General features: G+C 35.3%; 22 protein-coding genes. 9 read left to right on the top strand and 13 right to left on the bottom strand.

Annotated elements, in window-relative coordinates; all coding sequences use genetic code 11:
- Positions 1–2: 2 nt before the first annotated feature.
- From ACIEHO_RS14170 to ACIEHO_RS14160, 3 genes are all read right to left on the bottom strand, one after another.
- The gene (locus ACIEHO_RS14170; protein WP_406972865.1) at positions 3–1,652 is read right to left on the bottom strand and encodes an RNA-binding domain-containing protein; all 1,650 of its coding nucleotides are present in this window, start codon (positions 1,650–1,652) and stop codon (positions 3–5) included.
- Between the two features lie 3 nt (positions 1,653–1,655).
- A complete protein-coding gene (locus ACIEHO_RS14165; protein WP_406972863.1) occupies positions 1,656–3,515 on the bottom strand; it encodes a site-specific DNA-methyltransferase in 1,860 nt (619 codons plus the stop codon).
- 226 nt (positions 3,516–3,741) lie between these two features.
- Positions 3,742–4,110, bottom strand: coding sequence for a helix-turn-helix domain-containing protein (locus ACIEHO_RS14160; RefSeq protein ID WP_406972861.1), 369 nt, complete (start codon positions 4,108–4,110; stop codon positions 3,742–3,744).
- Between the two features lie 220 nt (positions 4,111–4,330).
- On the opposite strand from ACIEHO_RS14160, the gene ACIEHO_RS14155 reads away from it, so the two are divergent.
- The gene (locus ACIEHO_RS14155) at positions 4,331–4,606 is read left to right on the top strand and encodes a helix-turn-helix transcriptional regulator (protein WP_406972859.1); all 276 of its coding nucleotides are present in this window, start codon (positions 4,331–4,333) and stop codon (positions 4,604–4,606) included.
- Positions 4,607–4,646: 40 nt separating this feature from the next.
- Here ACIEHO_RS14155 and ACIEHO_RS14150 read toward each other — a convergent pair whose 3' ends face one another.
- From ACIEHO_RS14150 to ACIEHO_RS14135, 4 genes are all read right to left on the bottom strand, one after another.
- Positions 4,647–6,074, bottom strand: coding sequence for a tyrosine-type recombinase/integrase (locus ACIEHO_RS14150; protein ID WP_406972857.1), 1,428 nt, complete (start codon positions 6,072–6,074; stop codon positions 4,647–4,649).
- A gap of 201 nt (positions 6,075–6,275) precedes the next feature.
- Positions 6,276–6,818, bottom strand: a complete 543-nt coding sequence (locus ACIEHO_RS14145; RefSeq protein ID WP_406972855.1) for a GNAT family N-acetyltransferase — start codon at positions 6,816–6,818, stop codon at positions 6,276–6,278.
- A complete protein-coding gene (locus ACIEHO_RS14140; RefSeq protein WP_406972853.1) occupies positions 6,808–7,263 on the bottom strand; it encodes a glycine-rich domain-containing protein in 456 nt (151 codons plus the stop codon). Before ACIEHO_RS14140 ends, ACIEHO_RS14145 begins: the two co-directional genes overlap by 11 nt.
- A 77-nt stretch (positions 7,264–7,340) precedes the next feature.
- Complete coding sequence (locus ACIEHO_RS14135; protein ID WP_406972851.1) at positions 7,341–7,535, bottom strand: hypothetical protein; 195 nt, start codon at positions 7,533–7,535, stop codon at positions 7,341–7,343.
- Between the two features lie 595 nt (positions 7,536–8,130).
- On the opposite strand from ACIEHO_RS14135, the gene ACIEHO_RS14130 reads away from it, so the two are divergent.
- Both ACIEHO_RS14130 and ACIEHO_RS14125 read left to right on the top strand, forming a co-directional pair.
- The gene (locus ACIEHO_RS14130) at positions 8,131–8,730 is read left to right on the top strand and encodes a helix-turn-helix domain-containing protein (protein ID WP_406972849.1); all 600 of its coding nucleotides are present in this window, start codon (positions 8,131–8,133) and stop codon (positions 8,728–8,730) included.
- A 10-nt stretch (positions 8,731–8,740) separates the two neighbouring features.
- Complete coding sequence (locus ACIEHO_RS14125; protein WP_406972847.1) at positions 8,741–9,424, top strand: hypothetical protein; 684 nt, start codon at positions 8,741–8,743, stop codon at positions 9,422–9,424.
- Here the strand turns inward: ACIEHO_RS14125 and ACIEHO_RS14120 are convergent.
- Positions 9,411–9,809, bottom strand: coding sequence for a hypothetical protein (locus ACIEHO_RS14120; protein WP_406972845.1), 399 nt, complete (start codon positions 9,807–9,809; stop codon positions 9,411–9,413). The genes ACIEHO_RS14125 and ACIEHO_RS14120 overlap by 14 nt on opposite strands.
- Before the next feature lie 10 nt (positions 9,810–9,819).
- A complete protein-coding gene (gene mobF, locus ACIEHO_RS14115) occupies positions 9,820–12,516 on the bottom strand; it encodes a MobF family relaxase (protein WP_406972843.1) in 2,697 nt (898 codons plus the stop codon).
- A 326-nt stretch (positions 12,517–12,842) separates the two neighbouring features.
- Between mobF and ACIEHO_RS14110 the strand changes: the two genes are divergently transcribed.
- The 3 genes from ACIEHO_RS14110 (at position 12,843) to ACIEHO_RS14100 (ending at position 14,827) form a co-directional block, all read left to right on the top strand.
- Positions 12,843–13,229, top strand: coding sequence for a hypothetical protein (locus ACIEHO_RS14110; protein WP_406972841.1), 387 nt, complete (start codon positions 12,843–12,845; stop codon positions 13,227–13,229).
- Positions 13,230–13,280: 51 nt separating this feature from the next.
- Entirely contained in the window at positions 13,281–14,186 is a 906-nt protein-coding gene (locus ACIEHO_RS14105; protein WP_406972839.1) for an ArdC family protein, read from the top strand.
- Positions 14,187–14,431: 245 nt separating this feature from the next.
- A complete protein-coding gene (locus ACIEHO_RS14100; RefSeq protein WP_406972837.1) occupies positions 14,432–14,827 on the top strand; it encodes a hypothetical protein in 396 nt (131 codons plus the stop codon).
- Positions 14,828–15,233: 406 nt separating this feature from the next.
- On the opposite strand, the gene ACIEHO_RS14095 is transcribed toward ACIEHO_RS14100, so the two are convergent.
- A complete protein-coding gene (locus tag ACIEHO_RS14095) occupies positions 15,234–16,097 on the bottom strand; it encodes a hypothetical protein (protein ID WP_406972835.1) in 864 nt (287 codons plus the stop codon).
- A 1,630-nt stretch (positions 16,098–17,727) separates the two neighbouring features.
- Here ACIEHO_RS14095 and ACIEHO_RS14090 point away from each other — a divergent pair.
- Both ACIEHO_RS14090 and ACIEHO_RS14085 read left to right on the top strand, forming a co-directional pair.
- A complete protein-coding gene (locus ACIEHO_RS14090) occupies positions 17,728–19,152 on the top strand; it encodes a type IV secretory system conjugative DNA transfer family protein (RefSeq protein ID WP_406972833.1) in 1,425 nt (474 codons plus the stop codon).
- A complete protein-coding gene (locus ACIEHO_RS14085) occupies positions 19,149–19,967 on the top strand; it encodes a hypothetical protein (protein ID WP_406972831.1) in 819 nt (272 codons plus the stop codon). The genes ACIEHO_RS14090 and ACIEHO_RS14085 overlap by 4 nt, the downstream gene beginning before the upstream one ends.
- On the opposite strand, the gene ACIEHO_RS14080 is transcribed toward ACIEHO_RS14085, so the two are convergent.
- Entirely contained in the window at positions 19,964–20,281 is a 318-nt protein-coding gene (locus ACIEHO_RS14080) for a hypothetical protein (RefSeq protein WP_406972829.1), read from the bottom strand. The two genes, ACIEHO_RS14085 and ACIEHO_RS14080, sit on opposite strands and share 4 nt — an antisense overlap.
- 12 nt (positions 20,282–20,293) lie before the next feature.
- Between ACIEHO_RS14080 and ACIEHO_RS14075 the strand changes: the two genes are divergently transcribed.
- Positions 20,294–20,836, top strand: coding sequence for a hypothetical protein (locus tag ACIEHO_RS14075; protein ID WP_406972827.1), 543 nt, complete (start codon positions 20,294–20,296; stop codon positions 20,834–20,836).
- A gap of 43 nt (positions 20,837–20,879) precedes the next feature.
- Here the strand turns inward: ACIEHO_RS14075 and ACIEHO_RS14070 are convergent, their stop codons facing one another.
- Positions 20,880–21,830, bottom strand: coding sequence for a hypothetical protein (locus ACIEHO_RS14070; protein ID WP_406972825.1), 951 nt, complete (start codon positions 21,828–21,830; stop codon positions 20,880–20,882).
- 25 nt (positions 21,831–21,855) lie between these two features.
- Positions 21,856–22,539 carry a hypothetical protein gene (locus tag ACIEHO_RS14065; protein WP_406972823.1) on the bottom strand — a complete coding sequence of 228 codons (684 nt, stop codon included), beginning with the start codon at positions 22,537–22,539 and terminating at the stop codon, positions 21,856–21,858.
- Between the last annotated feature and the right edge of the window lie 737 nt (positions 22,540–23,276).

Below are 23,276 nucleotides of genomic sequence, written 5' to 3'. Positions count from 1 at the left end.
GCTTACCTTATGAGTTTTAATACTGACATACCAGATGCGGTTAATTTGTAGCGTTGATTAGGACTTGTTCTTGCCTCAGGAAACTCCATGCTTACCCATCCCAAATCTATTAATGGATCTAAATATTTTTTTCTATTTGTTGTATGATTACTTAACCCTATTCCTTTTAACAAATCACCTCTTTTAATCCAATCTATTGTTAGATTAAGAACATCAATTGCTTTACTATTTATTTCATTATTAAGTACAGCTTTAACTTGGTCACTAACTTGGTCACTAACTTGGTCACTAACTTGGTCACTAACTTGGTCACTAACTTGGTCACTAAAAGCTATAACTTCTTCTAAACTATTTAAAACAATAGTGTCATCAGGAGTATTAACTTGTTTACTAGCTTGGTCACTTTCTTTAAAAGCATCATGAATAGGAAGCGTAACTAGAACATATGTTTGTTCATCTGTTTCAAAAATTGGTTCAGGAGAGCCATTATTAGCCATAGCATCATAAATAGTTGGAAAACCAGTACCTCTTCCTTCTGTTAGTTGTAATTCTTTTAAAAAATCACCTATTCTTCTATTTCTATACTCACGGGCAACAATACGCTTATGTGTACTTAGTATTTCTGCATTTACAGGAGGTACAGGACTTGGGTAGCTTAATATCTCAATTTTATCAGACCAAATTTGTATTTCAATAGGCGAACCTAATTCATAACTTTTATGATATACCGCATTAGAAACAGCTTCCTCAAAAGCGGCAAATGGAAAATTAAAAAACCTGTCAGCTTTTGCTTCATCTGCACTTTTAACCACTTGCTCAGAAAAAATATTCGTTTTAAAAAACGAAAATACATCCCGCAACTGTTTCTGGAGAGGTCCTTTAAAATAATACTCCTTAAATTTTTTACTAGAATTATCTTTATGCCAAACCAATTCTATCCAAGACCTTGGAAAAAATGCTTCTGGAGCTTTAGTAAAAAAGAGCAAACCAACATTAACAGGACGAATATCTTCATCTGCACCTTTAGCAATAAGCATTGCTCTACATAAATCAACAAGCGGCATTGTTATACTACTTGCATACAAATCACTTTTAACTTCTTGTAAGTGTGCCTGTATCAAACCTAAATCCAAGTCATTAATAGTTGCTTGGTTATTTACACGATCATCAAAAGGAATCCGTGCCGCTAATTCGTGTAATCTTCTTAAGTTTTCGCCTCGGGCAATAATACTTCGAGAACCAACTCTTATATAAGGATGCCGTTGTGCATTTCTTCCTTGGGTACTTGGCGCAGTATATGGACGATTATCTCCTGCTGGACACCAAAGCACCAATATATACTGCCCCTCTAGAACATAAGGTTGCGAAATAGGGAAATAATTAGGCTGTACTTGGTGCGCCAACCTCACAATATCACCCTGAATTGCATCTAACTGATTTTGTTGCAGCCCTACTGGCGGCAATATAGGTTGCCCATTATTCTCTTCAACACCTACAATAATATAACCACCACCCCAATTATGGATGTCATTGGCAAATGCACAAATGGAATGCACAATTTCTTCTGGATTCCAACCACGTTTAAATTCCAGTCGTTCCCATTCTACGGTATTACCATGTACCAAATCCTGTATGTTAATTGGTAATGCCATAGACTAAATAACTTTCATTTCAGTTTCGGGATTCAATTGTTTTAGCAACTGCTTTACATTGGTTTTGGCAGTATCATCCTTAAAGCCACTGTCTTTAAATACAATACGTAATGGTTGGTCTTTAGCGATGGCTTTGGCAAAAACTTCATCAATGCCATCATCAAAACAGGCATATAAAGAGTTTTCAGAAACCTTAAAAACATGTTTTCCCTCAATTGTTTTTTGCTCTATTTTTAGCGACAGTGGCAAACCCCAATCCAACATGACCTGAGCTAGCAAATCATCGGCAGTTCTATCTGGTTTTACATTATCTGAAAATAATTCTAGATTATCTTGGGTATATTCTTGGGGTTTATAATACACATCTTGCATATTACTTTCATCTAAACGATAGACTCGGAAACCATAATCTATATCAGCTTTAGTTTCTTCTTTTATTTTTGCAGCTGCTCTACGAATACGTTCTTTGCCTATTTCGCAAATGTTTTTGTATCCATCTTTAAACGCATCTGATTTTTCTTCAGTTTTTTCATTTAACTGAACACAAAGAAACTTTCTATTACTATTCTCTTTTTCACTATTAATTTTGAAAACAGCTTCAGCAATAGAAGCAGACCCACTAAAAAAGTCTAAAACTATATCATCTCGGTTACTACCAATTGTTATAGCTTTCTTTAAATACTCAACTGGCTTTGGATAATCAAAATAAGATCTTCCATCAAAAATTTTTTTTAAGGCTTTGTTCGAGCCATCAGTATGCCCAACCTCGTCATAATCCCAAAAAGTAGCAGGTGTTAAACCTTGTTTTACCTCAGTCAAAAACTTTTTAACAGATGGAACATTGCTACCTGACTGACCAAACCAAATACGATTATCTTTTACAAGCTCATCAAATTTAGATTCTCCCACTACCCAGCTTCTTCCTTCAGGAGGGTTAACCACTCTTCCAGAAGGAGTAGTTATACTATATCTATCCTTTTCAGTTACTCTACCAACACTTAAATCCGCTGATTTCCATGGACCTCGTGGGTCATTATCTGGATTCTTATATCTATTATCTTGTTGATCAGTTCTATCAACTAGATTAGGTTTAAATTCATATTTCTTTTTGGCATAGGTTAAAAGATACTCATGACTTGTCGAGTAGTATTTCGCATCATTTTGTAAACCATACTTCTTTCTCCAAACTATTGTCCCAACATGACTTAAATCTCCAAACACATCATCACAGATTCTTCTTAAATTATGTACTTCATTATCATCTATTGAAATGAAAATAACACCATCATCAGTAAGTAAATTTCTAGCAAGTTTTAATCTAGGGTACATCATACTTAACCAGTCTGAGTGATAACGTCCTCCTGTTTCAGGGTTAGCCACCAAACGCTGGTTTTGTTCATCTTTTTGCCCACTATCAAGAAGTTCTTCTTGGGCATCTTTGGTAAAGTTGTCTTTATACACAAAATCCTTACCTGTGTTATAAGGCGGGTCTATATAAATCATCTTTATTTTACCCAAGTAACTTTCTTGTAAAAGCTTTAAAACTTCAAGATTATCACCTTCTATATACAGGTTTTCGGTATTATCGAAATCTACCGAATCTTCTCGTACTGGTCTAAGTGTTTTTGTGGTTGGCAGGTTAGCCGTTACAATAGCCTCTCTTTTTCCTGACCATTCTAAACGATACCGTTCTTTTGTACCTTCAACCACTTTATGACTTAATTCTTGCTTAAGTAAATCAAAGTCTATGGCTTTACCATCTGCACTTTCAGTAACACAATTGGGAAATAAGTCGGCTAATTTTTCAAAATTTTCATTCACAAAATCAGGTGAAGCAAGGTCTAGTTTTTCATTTGATGACATATAAATACGCTCTAAATTTAGTGGTTGTATATCTCCGTTAAACGTAAGAGAAATTGACGGAAATTAGCTATAAAAATAAAAATCTTTATACGGTATTACAAGATAATAATGTTTTATTTCACAAGTATTAAATTGAGCGTATTAATCTATATGGTTTTTAGTATCTTAAGAAAAGAGGTCGCTTTGACTTTTAAGGGTCAGCGACCTCTTTTTGTGTGTTAACGTATTAGTTACTCAACTTAATCTTCTTTTCTGAAACTGCAAGCATATTATCATTTACTGGCGTTTTACATACACTGGAATTATCGTTAGCTAATTCCTTTTGAACGCTCTTTACAAGTTTTTGAGTTTCTACTTTATCTGGTACAATTACCAACTTACTGTTTAACGCATCTGCCCAACAATATAAATGAAAAGCTGTTGGACTTCTCACTCCACATTCCCAATGACTAACCAAGCGGTCAGCTACACCAAGCGCATGGTTTAATTCATCTTGCGTAACACCTAATAGGTGTCGTTGATTGATAAGCTGTTTTACCACATCATGAAGAAAATCTTTTCTTACCTTATGTGGATAGTTAAATTTAATATGCATTTTCTCTTTCCTTTCAATTTGTTATGAGGCTTTCTATACCTATAAATTGGAAGTCTGGGACGCTATACTGACAGATTTGATTTTTTCAAGGAAAAAGAAACAAAATGGCTTCTTTAAATACCATAATATTTTAAACATACAGGAAATAGGTCAGTACATAATGCTAATTAATTCTTTTACAACCCTTTTCAACCCCACTAATGAAGAGGAAAACACTTTAATGAAGACCATAGAAAACAATTCTGTAATCCTAATTGACCCTGATCAAGAAAAGGAAGTTGTTATCGGATTATTGCTAGAAACAAATGCCTTTGTTTCTATTAAAACAGCCGAAATCCTAACAACATTGGATAAAACAACTCAATATCGGGAACGCAAAGAAGGACGTTTTCCTAAACTCCATTCCCTGACCCATCATGGAAGAAGAAAAGCTTACAGGGTACAGGATTTAAAAAACTGGCTTGAAAATCCAAAGAGCTACCAACAAATCATTTAAGGTCTAATAGGTAGCCCGCTAAATTAGCGGGCTACTTTTATTAAAATTCACGTTTATAAATTCCTTTTGTTATAATCTCTTCCCTTAATTTCAGCAAAGTCGGCACATCTTCAATATTAGAACAGGATACAATTCTTTTTATGGCATAATTAAGAATTTCAGAAGCTTTGTTCCTTTCCCAATCATAAGCATATTGGTCGTAGATTCCTGTAATATCACTATCTGAATGATTAAGTAGAATTTTCACCCATTGTCTTGGACACCCTAGCCCTGCTGCCAATGTTGCCGCAGTACGTCGTAAGTCGTGTGGTTTAAATTCTTCCATATCCAGCAATTTTCGGTTGTTATTAATCGCTCGACTTAAACTTGTTTGACCGAGGTGATTTAAATCCTTTGGAGGATTATCGGGCACTTTTTCATGTCTCATCGACCCAAAGACATATTTAGAATTACCAGTATAAAGTTTTACTTGTTCAATAATAGATTTTGCATGACCATGCAGATAGACACGGTGCATCTTTTTATTTTTCGTCTTCGGAATTGTCCATATCATGTTATCGAAATCCAAATGTTCCCATTCCATAGTACGAACTTCAACACCTCTACAGGCGGTACATAACATAAACCTTAATGCTAAACGGATAACCATTGCCGTACCTGCATTATTCAACATATGCCAAAACTGATGAATTTCTATAGGGGTAAGATGTCTTTGCCTCTTATTGCTTTTGATCCCAAGTTTTAAACCTAAACAAGGATTATATTCCATTAAGCCCCACATAACGGCAATATTGAACATCCGTCTTATATAGGCGAAAAGGTGCTTTGCCCCAATTGGAGCTTTCCTTTTAACAATCATTTCGTGGAAAATAGGCATTAAGTCCTTCTTTTTGACATTGTGGGCTTTCATATGACCTATTACAGGTATTACATTTTTTCGCAATTCTAGTTCTTCTGTTTTCCAAGATTTTTTACCCTGTGCTTTGCTATATTCAATATATCGAACAAGTAAATCCTCAACCGTGTCAGCATTTCTTTCAAATTGGTTCTCTTCAACTTTCTTCTGAGCAGGGTCAAATCCCATCTCTACCAGATGATCATATTCAGAAAATAGTATTCTAGCCTCTCTTAGTGAAACTCTAGGATAGGTTCCTAAAGTCATCATTCTTGGTTTATTATTATAACGATACATATAAACCCAAGATTTTCTATTTTTAGGAGAAACCCTTATTCCGAAGCCATTATATCCCTCAAACCAATAAATAACTCTCGAGGTTTTTGGTTTGAGGCTTTTTATAGACAAATCTGTATACTTTATATAGTTAGGGGAAATGTTTCTTTTCCCTGATGTTTTTTGGCTAGCGTTTTGGCTAGCAAATGAGGTGTTATTTTGTGAAATAATATGCATTTCTATGTGTCCTTGTTTAAGGTTAAAAGTGTTAAAAACACCAGCAAACAAAGGTTTCATAGAGTATTATATGATGTCATGATACTGACCCATACTAAACCTGAAAATCGTTGTGTCGGCAGTTCAAGTCTGCCTCGAGGCACCATTATTTTCAAGGCTTTCAGAAAATCATATATTCCTTAAAAACTCTCTGGCTAGCGTTCTGGCTAGCAGTCTATCATAATCTTACATTTAAAGGAATCGATTTTAATTCATAAAGACTCAAGAGGCATCAAATTTTTCCATTAATTTCACGGGAATTAATACACCTCGCATAATTAGGTCATGTTCTTTGATAATGGAATATCCTTGTTTAAGATAAAATTGATAACTACCTTTATTACCATTAAGAGACAGCTTTCCTTTGCCATCTTTATTGGAAGACTCTTTTTCAATAGTAGAAAGCAGCCTTGCACCAATGCCCTTAAATTGATAATCCGGATGAATAAAAAACTGTTGCAAGAAGCCAATCTTTGGCAGAATAGCATAACCGATAATTTCTTCTTTCTCATCAAATACAAAGTAGCTAGCATGACAGTTTCTAATGAAATCAATAAAGTCTTCTGCCTTTCCCGCTTGCCATGCTTGAATTTGCTCGTCCGTAAAATGCTCTTTAATGCTATCAATGGCTAAAGACTGAATATTTTTAATTGCTTTTGCATAGGCTATGGGCAGCTCAAACCCTTGACCGTATTGATAAATGCGGATTGAGGCATTCGAAAACACCTCAATCCCCTCATTATTTGACTTGTCTTTATGCAGCAAGAATCTGGTTTCCTTTAATTTTAGTACGGCAGCGCGTTTGACTACCACATGTTTTGGCTATTGCATCATTTCCAATACCAAAGCTCAAATCAATACCAAAATTCTCTCTAAAGAGTGCTTGCGTTCTTTTTGAAGCATCTGCTAATGAGATATTAGGCTCATTTGGCTCTTTATAGCTTGGTTCATGGTGCAAAAAATAACCAAACAAGTTCCCACAGTCAGCAATGTACTTCTGAGTATCAAGAATATGAGCATGCCACAATTCATCAATTTCTGGATCGGGTGCAAATTCAGTTCCTGCATAATCTTGGTTCAACTTTAAGAAACCCCGATATTTCTTTTCAATTATATCAGCTTGTTCTTGCGACCAGCCATTTTTATTGGCTGTTTTCTTGACAATTTTATCCAAGTCAAGTTCTGGGAGTATTTTATCTGTAGTGTTCATTTTATTTCCTTACGTTGTAGATTAGGGTGTCTTACCTCACAATTATTCACTCGACACCGTTTAGTGAATTCTGTTGGTTAATGCTTGCCAATCGGAAACAATCCTCGTTTACGCATAGCCGTTTTAAGTTCATCAGCACTTTGCGTTAAATGGCGCAAAGCCCGTTTGAGATGTGGGTCTAAATCCACTTCCACCTCATAATCCGCTACACCTTCCAAGGCTTTTTCCAAAGGGGTGTCATCTTCAAAGCCATCATCATTATTATTTGTCATTTTTAGTCCTCACTTGTTTTTGTTTAAAAAAGCGTGAGTGGGGACATGACCATTTATATATCAAGAGAAAAGATGGTCATGTCGCCCGTAATATAGGTACAGGTCTACGCATCCCATTAATGATAACAGGGTGAAGGAATACGTTAAATCTGGAGCCTATTTACCGTGAAAAACTTTTAAACGGAAATCCTAACACGTGTTTGACATTCTTCTTCATAGCAATCAAACTCCTTGAAAGGGTCAACAAATCCTTTCAAAACTGCATATTCCATTGCATCGAAGTTAAAGTTCGGGTTGAACCTGTCATTCTGATTAGCATTGAGAACCAATGTATCTTGGAGTGTCATTGCTCTTTCCTCTTAAAAGTGTTTTTTCACACACCCGAAAAATTCCTTTCGGGCTACCTCACAATTCTGACATTACCGATTCGAAAGTGATATGTCAAGAAAAAATGATACTATTAATATTTTTAGCATATAGTTTTATAATTATTATTAGTTTTTATTACTATCAATTTTATTGACTAATACTATTGTTTTCTGCTAAAGTACGAATCATGATAACAGGAAAACAATGCAGTAATGCGCGCAATCTTTTGGACTGGTCGCAAGAAGATTTGGCGGATGCCGTTGGAGTAAAAACACCAACAATCCGAGCCTTTGAGCAAAGTCGTGTCCACCCAAAACAAAAGAACCTCAAAGCAATTTATCAAACATTTATAGATGAAGGTATAGAGTTTATTGACGGTGAGGGTGTTCAACGCCGTCAAGATACCATCACAATTTATGATGGTTCAGACTTCTATCTCAAACTATTGGACGATGTGTATTATACCCTTAAAGAGAAAAAAGGTGAATTACTGTTTATGTTTGTGGACAATTCTCTTTCGCCGCCCGAGGTCATAGAAAGTGAATCACGCATTCGTAAAATTGCTAATATTAGGTCTATGGTTCGTGAAGGCGATACACACCTACTATATCCATTAAAAGAATATCGCTATATCCCTGGACAGTATTATGCCAACTATAATGTCATCATTTTTGGCGATAAAGTCGCTTCAATGCTAGACAACAACACAAAGGCAATGGTCATCCGAGATAAAAACCAAGCGGAAGTCATGAGAAATATTTTTAACCAACTTTGGGATTCTTATGAAACTCCAACAAAGTCAACTGCACCAGAAACCTATGATTAGGCAGTAACATATGGAATATAAGCATTACAAGATTAAAGCTAAACCAGCCGCTAGTCAGACGGGTGCAAGGGTTTGTAGCCTTAATATCAGTATGAATAATGCCAATCAAACTGGGGATAAATTAAAAGCCATGATTGATTGGGTAAACAGCAATTTTGATTATTGTATTATTAATGTGTCTGATAGTTTACAGCGTCACAATCTCATGAGCAAAGGGCTGTCTAAAGAAGAAGCTTATTCGAGAGCCTTAGCATTAGGTGATGAATGGCTCAATGCTAATCAAAATACTTTAGAAAAGCTGACGATTTCTCATGAAATTACCCGTTGGGATAAGTGGCTAAACTTAACAAAAGTAAAAGACTTAAACTCAAAGCTACATAAAATGTATCAAACCATAAAACCCTTTCAGTCATGCGTTATCTTGGATGCTGAACGATGGGTAATCCGTCAAGGTGTTAATGATAATAATGAAACATTCCAAAATGGTATAGCCTTTCTACTAGAGGAATTTGCTGTTCACAGTTATTTGGCTGAAAGGGAATACAAAAAAGGTAATGGTATCATGGCACAAGCTTATCCTGCCAAGCAATTAAGTTCAGAAGATTTTTTGCGTAACCGCTATGGGCGTTTAGGGTTAGAAAAAAGCTTCTTTATCCGTCAAAAAGTGGAAACAAGAGTTGCTAATTCTCTATAGATTTACCCTCTTCCTTCTTCCATGTAATCGTAATGTCCTTCACAAAAGATTCATCATCCCCTGCCATATCAAGGTATCTATCATCAATAACCTTGACAGATTTAAGCGAAAAACTAATTAAGCTATTATAAATTTCGTCAAGACAATAACCATTTATTGTTACCAAATGGGTAGCAAAAAATATCTTGATATACCGTTCATTATTTTCACTTTCCTTATCTATTCCAATCCATGCGGTCATATAATGGGCATAAGCAAAATTTTGCCGTGTTCCATCTTTTAAAACAAAATCGATGGTGCGGGTATCGCCTGTTTCAAAAACCGTTAGAGCATTTGGGTCTTTTTGTTCTGACTGGTTTTCTTGATTATTCTTGGCTATTTTCAAGCTTTTAAAATTATATTTCTGGCTCAATATCAACTGTTTTTATTGGTTCAACATCTTTTTCTTTTGTCTTATCCATCTGGATAGTTTTTGAAAATTTTGGTTTAATGAGTTCCGTTGCGCCTTGCCTATCGCCATGTTTTTCTACATGGCTTAACAATTCTTCTGCATCATCGGTATAAATCGAAACATTTTCACGCCCTCTTGAAACCGATACATAAAACTGTTTTTCATTTGATGCCGGAAATGTTGAAGCTGGTTGTGAAATAATCACATGGTCAACCGTTTTTCCTTGCGAACTGTATGAGGTAATCGCATAGGCATAATCAAAATTACTATGATTTTTATCTAATAAAAAATCACTGCGCCGTTTAGCCAACTGCTTAACCGCTTTTATATTCCCTTTTTTATCAAAACCACTCACGGTTAAAATCGTGCTGTTGTTAATGCGCTTGCCGTTTGCATCAAATCCATTTTTATTGATACGGATTTCATCCCCTTTACTTAATTGAATGTCTCTTTGTGAATACACATCATAATCCTTTGCTCTGTGGAGGGGCAGGATATGATGTATTCCCTGCTTATCTTTTATTTTTACACGATTATTTTCTGTATTTATAACCTCTAAAACCGACCCCTTTTTAATATCTGGTAGGTTTTGATGCGTTTGGATAGTTTGCCCTCGATGATAATTGCGGATGTCCTGTTTTTGAGCAATAGTCAAATAATGATTATCAAAAACCGTAAAACGCTTTTGTCGTTTTCCTATTAATTTACTCTCCCTGAGACCATCTCGAATATCTGCATTGATTTCCTTGGCTTGTTGATTGGTTGGTGTAATAACCAAAGCCGATTTTTTAGATTTTCGTGAGGCTAAATAATCTCCAATCATCTGCTCTTTCAATCTAGTTGGCTCACATTCCTTGATAGACCCACGGCTTTTAAGCATATCAAAGCCTGTTTTTATATTGCCATTGCTTATTTCCTTGACGGCTTGTTTATAACTTGCTTCCTTTTGACGATAAATACGCTCCATCGAGACTTGCGGAATTTTGCCAACATCCTGTAACAACCGCATGGCATCACCACGCATAACGGCAGTATGCTGTCTTGGATCGCCTGAGAGAACAACCCGAGCCTTAGCGTTTTTAGCAAGTGAGAGAATGCTTGCCATATCTTGTGACCCCAACATACCAGCTTCATCTATCCAGATGACGTTACCCTCAATATTTCGTTGCAATTCCTTATCCATTAAAAGCCGTGAAACGGTATCAGCATTTTTAAATCCCTCTTTTCTTAAGACATCACGGGAAGCTTCTGCCGTTGGCGCAAATAAAAACACGTCTTTATTAGATTTTTCAATCTGTGGGACAACTTCTTTGAGCAATGTTGTTTTGCCCGTTCCAGCCGCGCCACGTATCATAGTCACTCTATCTTGACTGGTCATGACATGGTTCATAACCAAACACTGTTCCTCATTTAGGTGATTGAATTTTGAAACATCAAAATTCGGTTTTATAGGACGTAATTTTCCAACACCATCTCGCGCCAATTCTACCATTCTTCTTTCTTCTGCATGGACTAGCTTTGTTGTACAAAGCCGTTGACTGCCAACTTGAATTTTAAAAACCGTCTGGTTTTGTTCCAATGAACGGTCAATTTGGTCTAATGTGATATTCTTATTATCAATAGCATGTTTATAGCCTTCAGCTAGAATCTGTCGGTCTCGTTTGACCGAATTTCTCGTAAATACATGTTCTATGGCATGGTCAATTGATTTTGATGCTGAATGATATTTATTTGTAGTTTTATTTTCTTCAGGCGTTTTTTCATTAATTCCATTTTTATGGAGTTGGTCACGCCATTTTTTCTGCAATTGGGACATGATGAAGTTTTTCTGTTTCTTTGCCCTGGTCTTTGCTCCTAACTTATCAAGTTCCTTATGGTTGGTAATGCCTTTTTCTTTGGCGACCTGTCCTATAAGGTTTGTCCGTTTAGAAAAATGATCAATTGCCTTTTGAGGTATTACAGCTAATTCAAAACCGTTTTTAGTTTTACGAATACCATACCCCATATCAGAAAGTTTATCGGCTAATCGTTTTTGAAACCTTGCCTGATGGTAGGGCATATCTCTTTTGACATTATGAAACTGCCCCGCTTTAAATTGTCCTGTTTCCTTTTCAAATACCGTATTAAATGTAAAAGCATGGCAATGTAAATGCGGGTCTGGTGGTTGACCGTCAACTGGTCGTGCTGTTTGATGAACAAAATTTGTCCAAAGTAATTCTGGTGCAGAGCGATCATCATTTTGCCCCTGTGTACGAACTCTTACTTGCATATCTTCTTGGATATCCAACATGGTTTCATAAACACTTTCCTCAAAGGCAGTTAAAACACGTTTATCGTCTCCTAGCGCATGAAGAATAGATACCGATTTTGGGCAATGGAAACTAATATCATAGCCAACACGCCGATTAGCAACCGTTCTAGGCGTTAGTGAACCGCCATCTTTTGGATTAATATTATCACAAAGCTTCTCAAATGTTGCCCTATCAACCGCCTTACCCTCTAAACCTAATCTTTTAGCGATCTTACCATTGAATTGTCCATTGACTTCTTGGTCTTCCAGATAGTAATCCGCTTTGGCAAGTGCATCCTTAAAATAGTCTTTGGCTTGTGCCGATGTTGAACTTTGGAACATTCTTATCATAGCCCATCACATATTAATTCTTAAAGGGTACGGATATATCTCTTTCTAAAACTATCCTACTGACAGATTTTGAAAGTTCTTAAGGAGCAATGAAAATACAAAAATATCCTGACAGGCTTATCTTTCTTTTTTGTTTATTTCATATCTGTCAGTACATGCAATTACTCCTTTGCCTTATTGGTGCATCAGATGATTCAAAAGCGATAACACCAACGCGGATATTTGCCCGCCACTTGCCCGCATAAACGTGTGGTTCTAGGCAAATATCCTCTGCCTTGATGTGAATACGACTCATCATCTGATTAACAAACAAAGGAGACTTAAAGATGACTAACAGTACAAAACAAGTTGAGAAAAAAGGCGACCGCCCTACGCATGGACTTTTCATTAAGAGTGAACAATTCGGCAATGAAATTCCTTTCCGCCTTTCTGGAGTATGGAACTATCCCGAAAAAGGATACATGAGCCTTAGCCCTGAAAAATTGCAAATTCGGGAAAATCCAAATGCCAAAAATGGCGAACCTCGTTTCCAGCTCTTCCTTAAAACAAAACTCTATGGCAAAGATGCTTCCATCAAGTTTGGAGAAATCAAACCCGACGAAGAAAAAAATTGCTTTGAAGTCAACCTTGGCGACTTGGTGATTTTTGAAAATAAACCGCGTGATGTTGAGCAACCAAAGAAAATTGCAACTAACGGACAACCGCAACCATAACCCAAAGGGGAGCTTCGGCTCCCCTTATTCTTTTTGTTAAGGAGTACGAAAATGTCAAAACAATTTGATATCCAACAAACCATTACCAACCAGATTATTAACCTTCTTGAAAGTGTCAATATTGAAGACTACCACCCACCCTTTGGTGAGTTATCTTCTTTAGGATTACCCAAAAACCCTATTACAAAACATGCTTATAACGGTATCAATATTTTAAATCTATGGCTTTATCAACAAGCTAAAAATTATACTTCCAATGAATGGGCAACCTTCAAACAATGGAAAAAGGTTGATGCTTCCGTTAAAAAAGGCGAAAAATCCAGTAAAATAATCTTCTATAAAACACTTACTAAATCAGAAGAGACTGAAAACGCAGATATAGAAGAAATTAAAATTCCCATGCTCAAAGTCTATAACGTCTTTAATGCCAATCAGGTTGAAGGTTATAAACCTAATTCAAAAAATGATAAACCCGTACGAAATGATGTCAAAAGCCTTGAAAATATTGATCTGTTTTGTAAAGAGACTAAAGCTATTATAAAGCACAATGGGTATCGAGCGTATTACAATACACGTCTAGACTACATCAATATGCCTGAAAAACCTCTTTTTCAAAACACGCCTCAAGCAAATGCAACTGAAAATTATTATGCAACTTTACTTCATGAACTAACCCATTGGACTGGAGCTAAACATCGATTAAATCGTTTTGATTCAAAAGATATTGGCAATAAGACTGCAAAAGAAAACTATGCATTTGAAGAACTTGTGGCAGAACTAGGATCAGCTTTTCTTTGCGCCCATCATGGTATTACCCAAATACATCCAGAACACCATACAATTAATATTAAAAGCTGGTTGAAATCCCTAAAAGATAATAAAGCATACATCTTCAAAGCATCAGCTAAAGCCTCAAAAGCTGTTGAGTTTTTAAATCAATATAAACCTAGTATTTAGAGGTACCTCACATTGCATATGGTTTGTTCGATAGATGTTGGGGCTTGCAGCGCTACGCTCGCTTTTCTTTAAGGTAAAGTTCTTTGTCTGTGCGTTCTTTGAACGCAGGGTTATTGTCTATCACAAGAACCAGAATTTATCCATCCCCGCAAGCGCCTATTCGGTTTCAGGGAGGACAAATTCTGCTCCTTGCGGATTTTTGCCACCATGCGTTTTTATGACGAACAGACAAAGGAGATAATGTCATGGGATTAGATATGTATCTAAAAGGCGAAAAATTCTTCACTACTTATGAAGGATATAAACGTAGAATTGAAGATGGTTTTGAAGTATCCGAGCATAGTTTAGAAATTGGGTATTGGAGAAAACACCCTGATTTGCATGGGTATATCGTTAATACGTTTAATAAAGGAATTGACAATTGCAAACCTATTAACTTAAACCCCGATAATTTTATAGACATTATAAATGCTATTAAAGAAGATCGTTTGCCCAAGACAACAGGGTTCTTTTTCGGGACAAGTGAGAATGATGAGCAAGAAAAACAAGAAGCCATCGAAATTTTTGAAAAGGCTTTTAATTGGCTCGTTAAAGAGCAAAAAGGTTGTTGGAAATCTGTTATTTATCAAGCTAGTTGGTAAGATATAATATTTGAGACAGGGCATTGATTGATGCCCTGTTTTTTCTTCAAAAAAACTTTGAGACAGAACATTTTTCTGCTTTACAATCCATACCCTAAGCTAAAACACAATTCACCCTAAGAGAATATGGATGATATTTTAAAGGTTTAATCTCAATTCTAATAATTAATAATACAATGCTTTTAATTAATGCCTTCATAGCCAGCATTGCTTGTATAAATTTATGTATCGCTTCATCAAAAATGATTAATTTTGAACTTCATGATTTTTTATACATTCCCAATCTAAGGGAAAATCTTGATACCCTGCATTGCTTTCTTCATTAATACAACAGTGCTAATTTTCATCAGACATCTCCCCTAAGCAGTGCTTAGGATTATTTTTAAATCCGATCCTTAGAAATAAGTTATTCTAGTTTTGGAGTTTTGGAAGAGGGAGTTCCTTTGTTTTCTTCTTCGGCAGTTAATTTTTGCCATCTTTTGTATGTCCTCGATACAGTTGATCCATACCAAGTTTTCCCTCTGATTGTTTTTATTTTTCTTCTGTTTAACTCTTGAGTTTTATCTTTTATGGATTTAATGCCGTCAATATCCATTTTATGGATTATAGGACCCACTTCTTTAGCGAAATCATCCGCAACACTTGAAACTTGTTTACCAAAATTGGGATTACCTCGATTAATTTCATCTCTAGTTTTTGAGGTATATCTAATAGCTGAAGATATTCTTTCTGATAAAAATGGCTCATTTTCACATAAGAAATCTATTTTAAGTTCCGAAATTAATCTTAAAAGTTTTTTATTCTCAAGCAAGGTATAAACACTTGAAAATTGGACAGGTTTTTTATGATTAATCCAATATAGTGCAGTTTGATTAACTGCATCCAAATCTTCAGGGTTAATAATATCTTCTTTATTAAACTCAAATATTTTATCTTTTTTAGACACCTCAGAAACTCCATTTCTGTTTAAGCTCTTTTTTAATTCATGAGTGTCAGACAATATTTTACAAGAATCAATAAGACACTCAAAATTTTCATCCTCTCCTAGCATTGTACCAAATTCTCTATGTAAATAAAAAGCTGAAAAAACATTTAATTGGCTAATTTTTTTACAGTCACTATATAAGTCGTCTAAAGTGCTATAAATAAATTCTAAATACCTCTTTGCATTAGACCACACAGACCATTTATGGTTTATGCTAATAATTATTTTGTTAGGTGGTCTGTATATATCTTCGTTTAGTCTTATATCTGTATCAAAATATGGCATTTTAAATTTGTTTATTATCAATTAAGCAGATGCAATTTATAGAAAATTAACATTAAAATCAAATATCCATTTGATTTTAATGTTTTTTTTTATATGTTTGTAGTGTAATATTACAAATGACCTCCCTCAATTAATGAAAAAGGTATTATTAAATACACTTCAATCATCAATATACGTCCATCAAACGTTCTTTAGGTCGTATTGTTCAAATTCGAGTAAAATTTAAGAAATCACAGGTGTTCCCTGAATAATAAATATGAAGATTTGTTAAACAATTCTTCATATTTGGGCGTGATTGTTTGGTTGTAGGAGGTCAGGTCTCACGTTTGCAATGATAAAAGATGAGTGATTATAGGTTCCAACTAGTACAAGATCTTAGTTGTTAACTTTAAACAGAGTAGCTATCTTTTTAATTAATGACACTTATACACTCATCTTTGTTATTGCTAAACCAATCAACTACTCCAGTTTCTACATTGCATACTCTTAGAGCATACACCCTAAATAAGAGTCCTTAAATGGAATATTCTATTGCTATAAATAATAATTTGAGATTATGTCTAAAAAAACTATAGTGTTAACCTATACAAGAAATAGTTACTTTGTGAAAGTAATTAACGACAATAAAATTGAAACTGTTCCCATATATTCTTTACCAAACTGCCTTCAATTAAGATTATTAAAAGATTTAGGAAAGAATAATTTAGTCTCACTTAGATATATTGAACGCAATGATCATGGTGAAAACCTACCTATTTTATTTTTTAGGTCAGATTTCAATATTGAAGACTTGCCGTTAAAATCGAAGTTTGAAAATTCCATTTTTTATGACTGTTTTGCTGGTTCAAGAAGCCAAACATTTTGTTTCTGCAATAATTAAGCCTTTAGACACCTCATGATTAAGCATGTAAAAACAAAAGAGACGTATTAAAGTAATGGCTGTTTAGGCTACATTATGTAATTAAAAATGAAAGGAACGCTCCTAACAATAAGTTTTGGATAGGAAAGAAAGATAATAATATTTAACTTTTAAAATCACATATTATGAACGCAAACAAAACGTAAGAAACACAAAAACAGTAACAACATTCGATGTTGGGCTATCAATAACGAAAATTAAACCAGTTGGTAAGCCAACTATTTATGTACAAACATCAAATCTCGGTAAGCATAAACACCGATAGACCCTTTTGCCTGTCTTTGAACAGGATGGCTAAATATTAATTTTAAAAATCAATTATTATGAGTAGTTTAAAGAATGGAGATGTAAAAACTGTAGATGGTAAGAAGTATACATGTAATGGTGGCACTACTAAAGTAGAGGAACATGGAAAATCTATCAGACATGAATCAACAACTCGATCGAACTTGAGAATAAATCAAGGGAAGTAGACAGATTACTAAAGTTTGTTGGAGAGCAAGATTTAGTAAGATGACTTAACATTTATCTGCGCAACTTTAATGTTAATGTCATGAAAACCATTGCCTGACGAGGCTGATGGTTTTTGTAAAAACCTAACATAATCCAGTTAGGTATATCTGAAATTTTTTAATCAATTAATTAAGGCAGTCCTAAATACTTTAGGGACAATGCCAGCATAACTATTGTCTAATCTTAAACAAAATTATTATGAATGATCATTTAGAAAGAGTTCTATTTGAATGGGAATATGCAGACTTTTTTACCGTAAGGAACTCACTCCAATCAGCTTTAATTTTAGGTGAGACAGGAAGCGGTAAAACAACATCTAGTTTTTCTTTGCTTGCAGGGCATTATCTGTCCAACGGGTATGGCATTTTAGCACTTATTTGTAAACAGGATGAAATTTCAAGGTGGCAATCACTTTGTAAAGCTTATAAACGTGAAAAAGATTTGGTCATTTTTGGTCCAGATTCTGGTGAATATTTTAACTTTTTTGAATACATGCTTTCATCTAAAAGTGATGGAAAAGGAATTGCTCATAATATTGCTGACGCATTAAAAACAGTAATCAAATCAGGAAATCAAGATGGCAATGAAAGTGATAAAGCATTTTGGGACTCTACTTTACAACAATTACTTGTCAATGCAGTGGACCTATGCCTTTTAACCAAGAATAATAAGTTTGAGCATGTTTATCAAATTGTGCAATCTGCCCCTAGAAATAGCACGCAACTTAAAAGTGTTGAGTGGCGGCAATCATCGAAATGTTTTCGGTTAATGGAACATGTAGCCCAACACTTAAAAGAACAACCAGTGTCAAAAGAAAATTCCAAACTTGAAAGACGGTTACGGAATATCGAAGACTTTTTTTTAGGAAGCTGGTTGCATCTCTCCGAAAAGACCAGAAGTATTGTTGAACAAATGTTCTTTGGTTTTGGTGACCGATTTATGAGAGAGCCTATTTATTCCCTTATGAATAGCACACATACAACAATTTCTCCTGACGATACAATAGAAGGCAAAGTTATTGTCTTAAATCTGCCTTACATGATTTTTGATAAGACGGGACAAGATATCCAAACACTATGGAAGCATTTGTGGCAAAAATCCATGCAAAAACGAGAAATTGAAAATACGAGCAGACCTTGCACAATCTTTATTGATGAATTTCAAAATTTTACTACGGATAATGATCCTCAATTTCAGTCTACATGTCGAAGCTATAGAGCTTGTTGTGTTTACGCTACTCAAAATCTACCCAACTTTTTTTTAAATGCTGGAAGTGGAGAAACAGGAAGAACACGCTTTAAGGCATTAGCAGGCAACATAAGCACTAAATTTTTTCATGCCAATTCAGACCCCGAAACCAATGAGTATGCTGCCGACCTCATTGGTAAAGATTATCTATGGACTGACAGCCGTGGAGAATCCTTTGGAGAAGGATTTTCTTTTAATAGCGGTCAATCTGAAAGTCTAGAGTATATAGTGCCACCTGCCACTTTTACCCAACTTAAAACAGGTGGTCCTGAAAATGATTTCTTGACTGAAGCTATTATACACCGACAGGGAAAACCTTTTATCTCAACAGGCAAGAATTATAAAAAAGTAACCTTAAAACAAATACTATTATGAAACGACAACACAACCCTTACCAACTCCGAACAGGAAAACAAAGTATTTTTAGAATAGCCCAAGCGGGACGTACTAACCTCTTATTTGATTTTATTACAGGAATCTTATTTTCAATAACATCTTATCCAAGCTATATATGCGAAATATGGCTCCGTAGTAGCTTCGGACAGCGTTATTTCACGACAGCTAATGCTCTTTTCATCTCTTTAGGAATGATCATTACTTGGTTAACTGTTGGCAATCAAGGACAAGAATTTTTAGGATTTACCTGGTTGCCCTTTATGATGCTCTTCCTTTGGAAAGCTATCCGACATCGTATGGAGATCACAAAATATGGCACAAGCTATAATTTTGACCGTTTTAGTCTTTCTGATGGAGAAATTCTTCCCTTTTGGTGGGACATTATCGGAAAGGAATATTTAGGAGTAAAAATCACCCGTTATCGGGTTCATATCCTATTAGAGCCTGCACTTCCAGTCATCATTGGATTGTTTTTAGCCCTCATCCCATTTACCCGAGGTACTGGTATACTAATTTTAATAAGCGGTTTTATGTTTGGGTTTAGAAATTTTATGAAAGCACATATGGCAAGACAACGGGTTTTAGATGCTATTGATGAACAGCTTATTATGAAATGGAAACACGATGTATTGGTAGAGGAAAAACCCAAAAGTGAAACCAAAGGGCTTTCCCTGCCAATCGAATTACCAAAAAGCAGGGAAATGCGCGAGGGGATATTAGAAATGGTGGACGACTATAATCCCTTAGATATTTGGGATGATGGAATAGAGGAAGAAGGTTTGGGAGTGGTTTAAGCCTGCCCTATTTGAGCATATTCAAGCATGACCGTTTTAATGGTATTGACATGAAAATCAATTTTTTCTTGAAGTTTTTCTTTTGAAAATTCCTGATTGTCATATCCTTTTAACGCAGTGCGGATACAAAGTTCACCTAATACTGACAACTCAATGGGAGGTTCATAGCCCAAACGGTCACAAACAATGTTACGGGCTTGGATTTTATAATCCAAGTCCTTTGTGGCGTAAGCCTCTAACTTATCTGAATTGACCTCTAGACCATAATATACGGGCATAAAAACTCCTGAAATTGTTAAAACGAAGTCTAACATAAAACTTAATTTATGTCAAAGAAACCTGATGATTTAGAGCTTATTGCTATTCGGGAATTAGGCAAGGGCAGCAAAAAAGTGCAAGACCTCATAAATGATAAAAATTTAGATATTAAGACCATAGAATCACAACAAAAGGTCAATTTTAAAGAGCCACATCCCGCACCAAAACCTGATGGGGATATTCGGATAACAAAATTGCACACCAAAGAAATGCAATCTGTAGAAGAGACAAAGCAAGAAATTAAAAGGATTGAAGCCCTCTATGCTGACAAAATAAAGCCTGCTATGGAAGAAAAAGTCATAGAAACTGATGCAGAACACCTTTTGCCCGCTTTACAAAAAATAGATAAAGATGATTTACCTATTTTAGTGGAAAAGGGGCTTAATGCTTATAAGGAACGTCAGGCTGAAAAACAGATCGAGTTGGAGCAATCCATTGAGTTAGACCTTGATGATAAAGAAAAGTTTGATAAATACCCAATCCTTCTTGATTTTGATAATAATGAAAAGGATATAGATAAAATCCCATCACCAGCCGATGATTATGAATGATAGAGGCTGTCTGGTTTCAAACAGCCTCTATTGTAATGAGTCTTTAATCAAAAACAGGGTTGCCATTTTTATACAATATCTCATGGCTTTTTCCATCGCCAGCTTCTCTTGAATAAATTGTACCGTTAAAATAATCTATCCGATAATCGCCTTTGGCTGAAAAAATAATTGTCTCAATATTATTGGATTCAAACTCTTCTGATAGGGCTATTAAATCTGAATCATCATTTAGAGAAAAAGCCATTTGTCCTCCACCTTCTTTAAACCCAATCAGGCTAACATCCCTTGCTCCATTTCTAATTAGAAATCGTAATTGAAGTAGCATCCTATAATCGACAAATCGATATACAGTAACACTTGTTGCATCTTCGTAAGAGAAGATATCATCTTCTGTATAATAAATGTTCCCATCTAAAATTTGTTCAAGCGTTAAGGCATATCCATTGGTATGTGAAGTAAACTGGGCAGCAGATGAAAGTGCAAAACCTTCAACATATCTGTCCCCAAAAATATAACGTTCTATTTTATATTTTTTATCTTTTGAAATGAATAAAACCCCACCTCCTTTTTTATAAAAATAATAATCCGTTTGTGTCATTACTGCATCCAGTAAATCATAATTACCTCCTCTTATATAATCGGCACCAGACCATGTTTCCTTATTCTTATCGATCGTTTTTTTACGGGCAATCGTCATCCGGAAATCCAATTCGGCATCGGCATCACTTGCTCCAAACTCTCCTATTATATTGGAGTCACCCCTTGACCCAAGAGTAAGGTTTGCATTGGGATAATCTATATCCTTCCACTGGTAGCCCTTACAGGCATTATGAGGTGTCATTGAGCGTACTGATTTTAATTCTACCAATTGTGCTGATGCTTCAATATCGACAGGTGTTTCTGGTTCATTGTCGCTTTCACTTGAACACAGAGCAAGGGGAAGCGACATAAGGGTCATAAATAAAAATTTGTAACTGATTAATAGTGATTGCATGTTTTAAAATTTTAGAGGTTTGTAATTATTCTTTGGGTGTGTTGAGAACATAGTTTTGATAAAAGTCCTGCCATGCCTTGAAATTCTTTTTTGAAAATTCACCTTCAAAACTGCTGTCTTTTTTATCACGGGTTTTGGCTTGCCCATCCATAAAATGCTCTTGTAGCATCCGAAACTGAACTTGTTTAGCATTGATAATGGTTTCCAACTGTTCTTGTGTAATGGGGTAACGGGCAAAGACTTTGGAATTGTTATTAATCCCTTGAAACCTTTCAGCGTTATATTCGCCTTCGGTCGATAATCCAATACGCTTTCCATCGACCAAAAAAATCAGGGATTCTCCTGCCATTGGATAAAAGGCGGCATCGTCTTTAACACTTACTTTTAAGATGACAGCTAACTGACTGATGCTATCATTAACAATATGGTTTTCTAATTGAAGGCGGGTGGTCATGATACTCATTTTAACCCCTCCTCCCAATACCAGACCAAGTGCGCCCTTGCCTATAGAACTACCAGTGGCTCCCTTGATTTTAACTTTGTTTCCTTCCATGCGATGGGTGGTCGTACCTTCAAATTTATCTTGGGTGGTGGTAACTTTTACACCGAGCAATCCATTTATGCCTTTCTTTTCTTTTTGGGCATAAGTGGATTGTATGGTCAGACTCATACCTGTTATCAGGCAGAGCATAAAAAATAATTTCTTCATGTAATATTTTTTAGAGATTAATCAGGGCAAAAGCATTTAAAGATTTAATACTTTTTTTTATCAAAAGTTAAATGCTTTTGCCCTGGAGATTAATAGAACTGTAGGTAAATATCTTTGGGAAAAGAAAGATGCTATGGGTCGCGGATATGGAAGAAACAGGTGTTCATACGGCAAAAAAATAGCGTGAAACTTAGTGTGCCTTTCCCATAGAGGTACTGGTATACCTTAATCCAAAGACAGCAACTAAGCCCACGCCTTGCCGTGGGCATTAGCTCTGAATTTTCGCTCGGATTTAAAAATTACCAGTTTTCTATGAGGAGCGAATTCGTTAGCTAACGCTTGTATTTTAAAATTTATTTATTCGTTATATATCTATGTTTTATACAATTTACGTTTAGTGAATCTAAGATAGAGATTCCAATAATCTTGCCAAACCTTTTTCTATTTTTTTATACAACTAGTCTAAAAAATCGGATAAACCATTGTTATTCCTATATAGCAACTAAGCCCATGGAAACCATGAGCCTAGTGCCTTGTCTTTCGCTTGGATTGTATAAAACCAGTTTTCTACAGGAAGCGAAAGTATGTTGAATTTTAAAGTCCTTATCTGAACTAAAGATATGTGCTTTTGGTTATTACATTGCGTTTGAATTAGTTTACGTCGAAATTATTTAGTTAACGTTTTAAAGGTGTTGTTTTTATATTTACAATAAGCCTTTGTTGGAAAAAAAATATAA

The organism is Flavisericum labens (genome assembly GCF_045446075.1).
Classification (GTDB): Bacteria; Bacteroidota; Bacteroidia; order Flavobacteriales; family Flavobacteriaceae; genus Flavisericum; species Flavisericum labens.
Note: the sequence above shows the minus strand (reverse complement) of the source record. Positions and strands in the feature narration are given on the sequence as shown.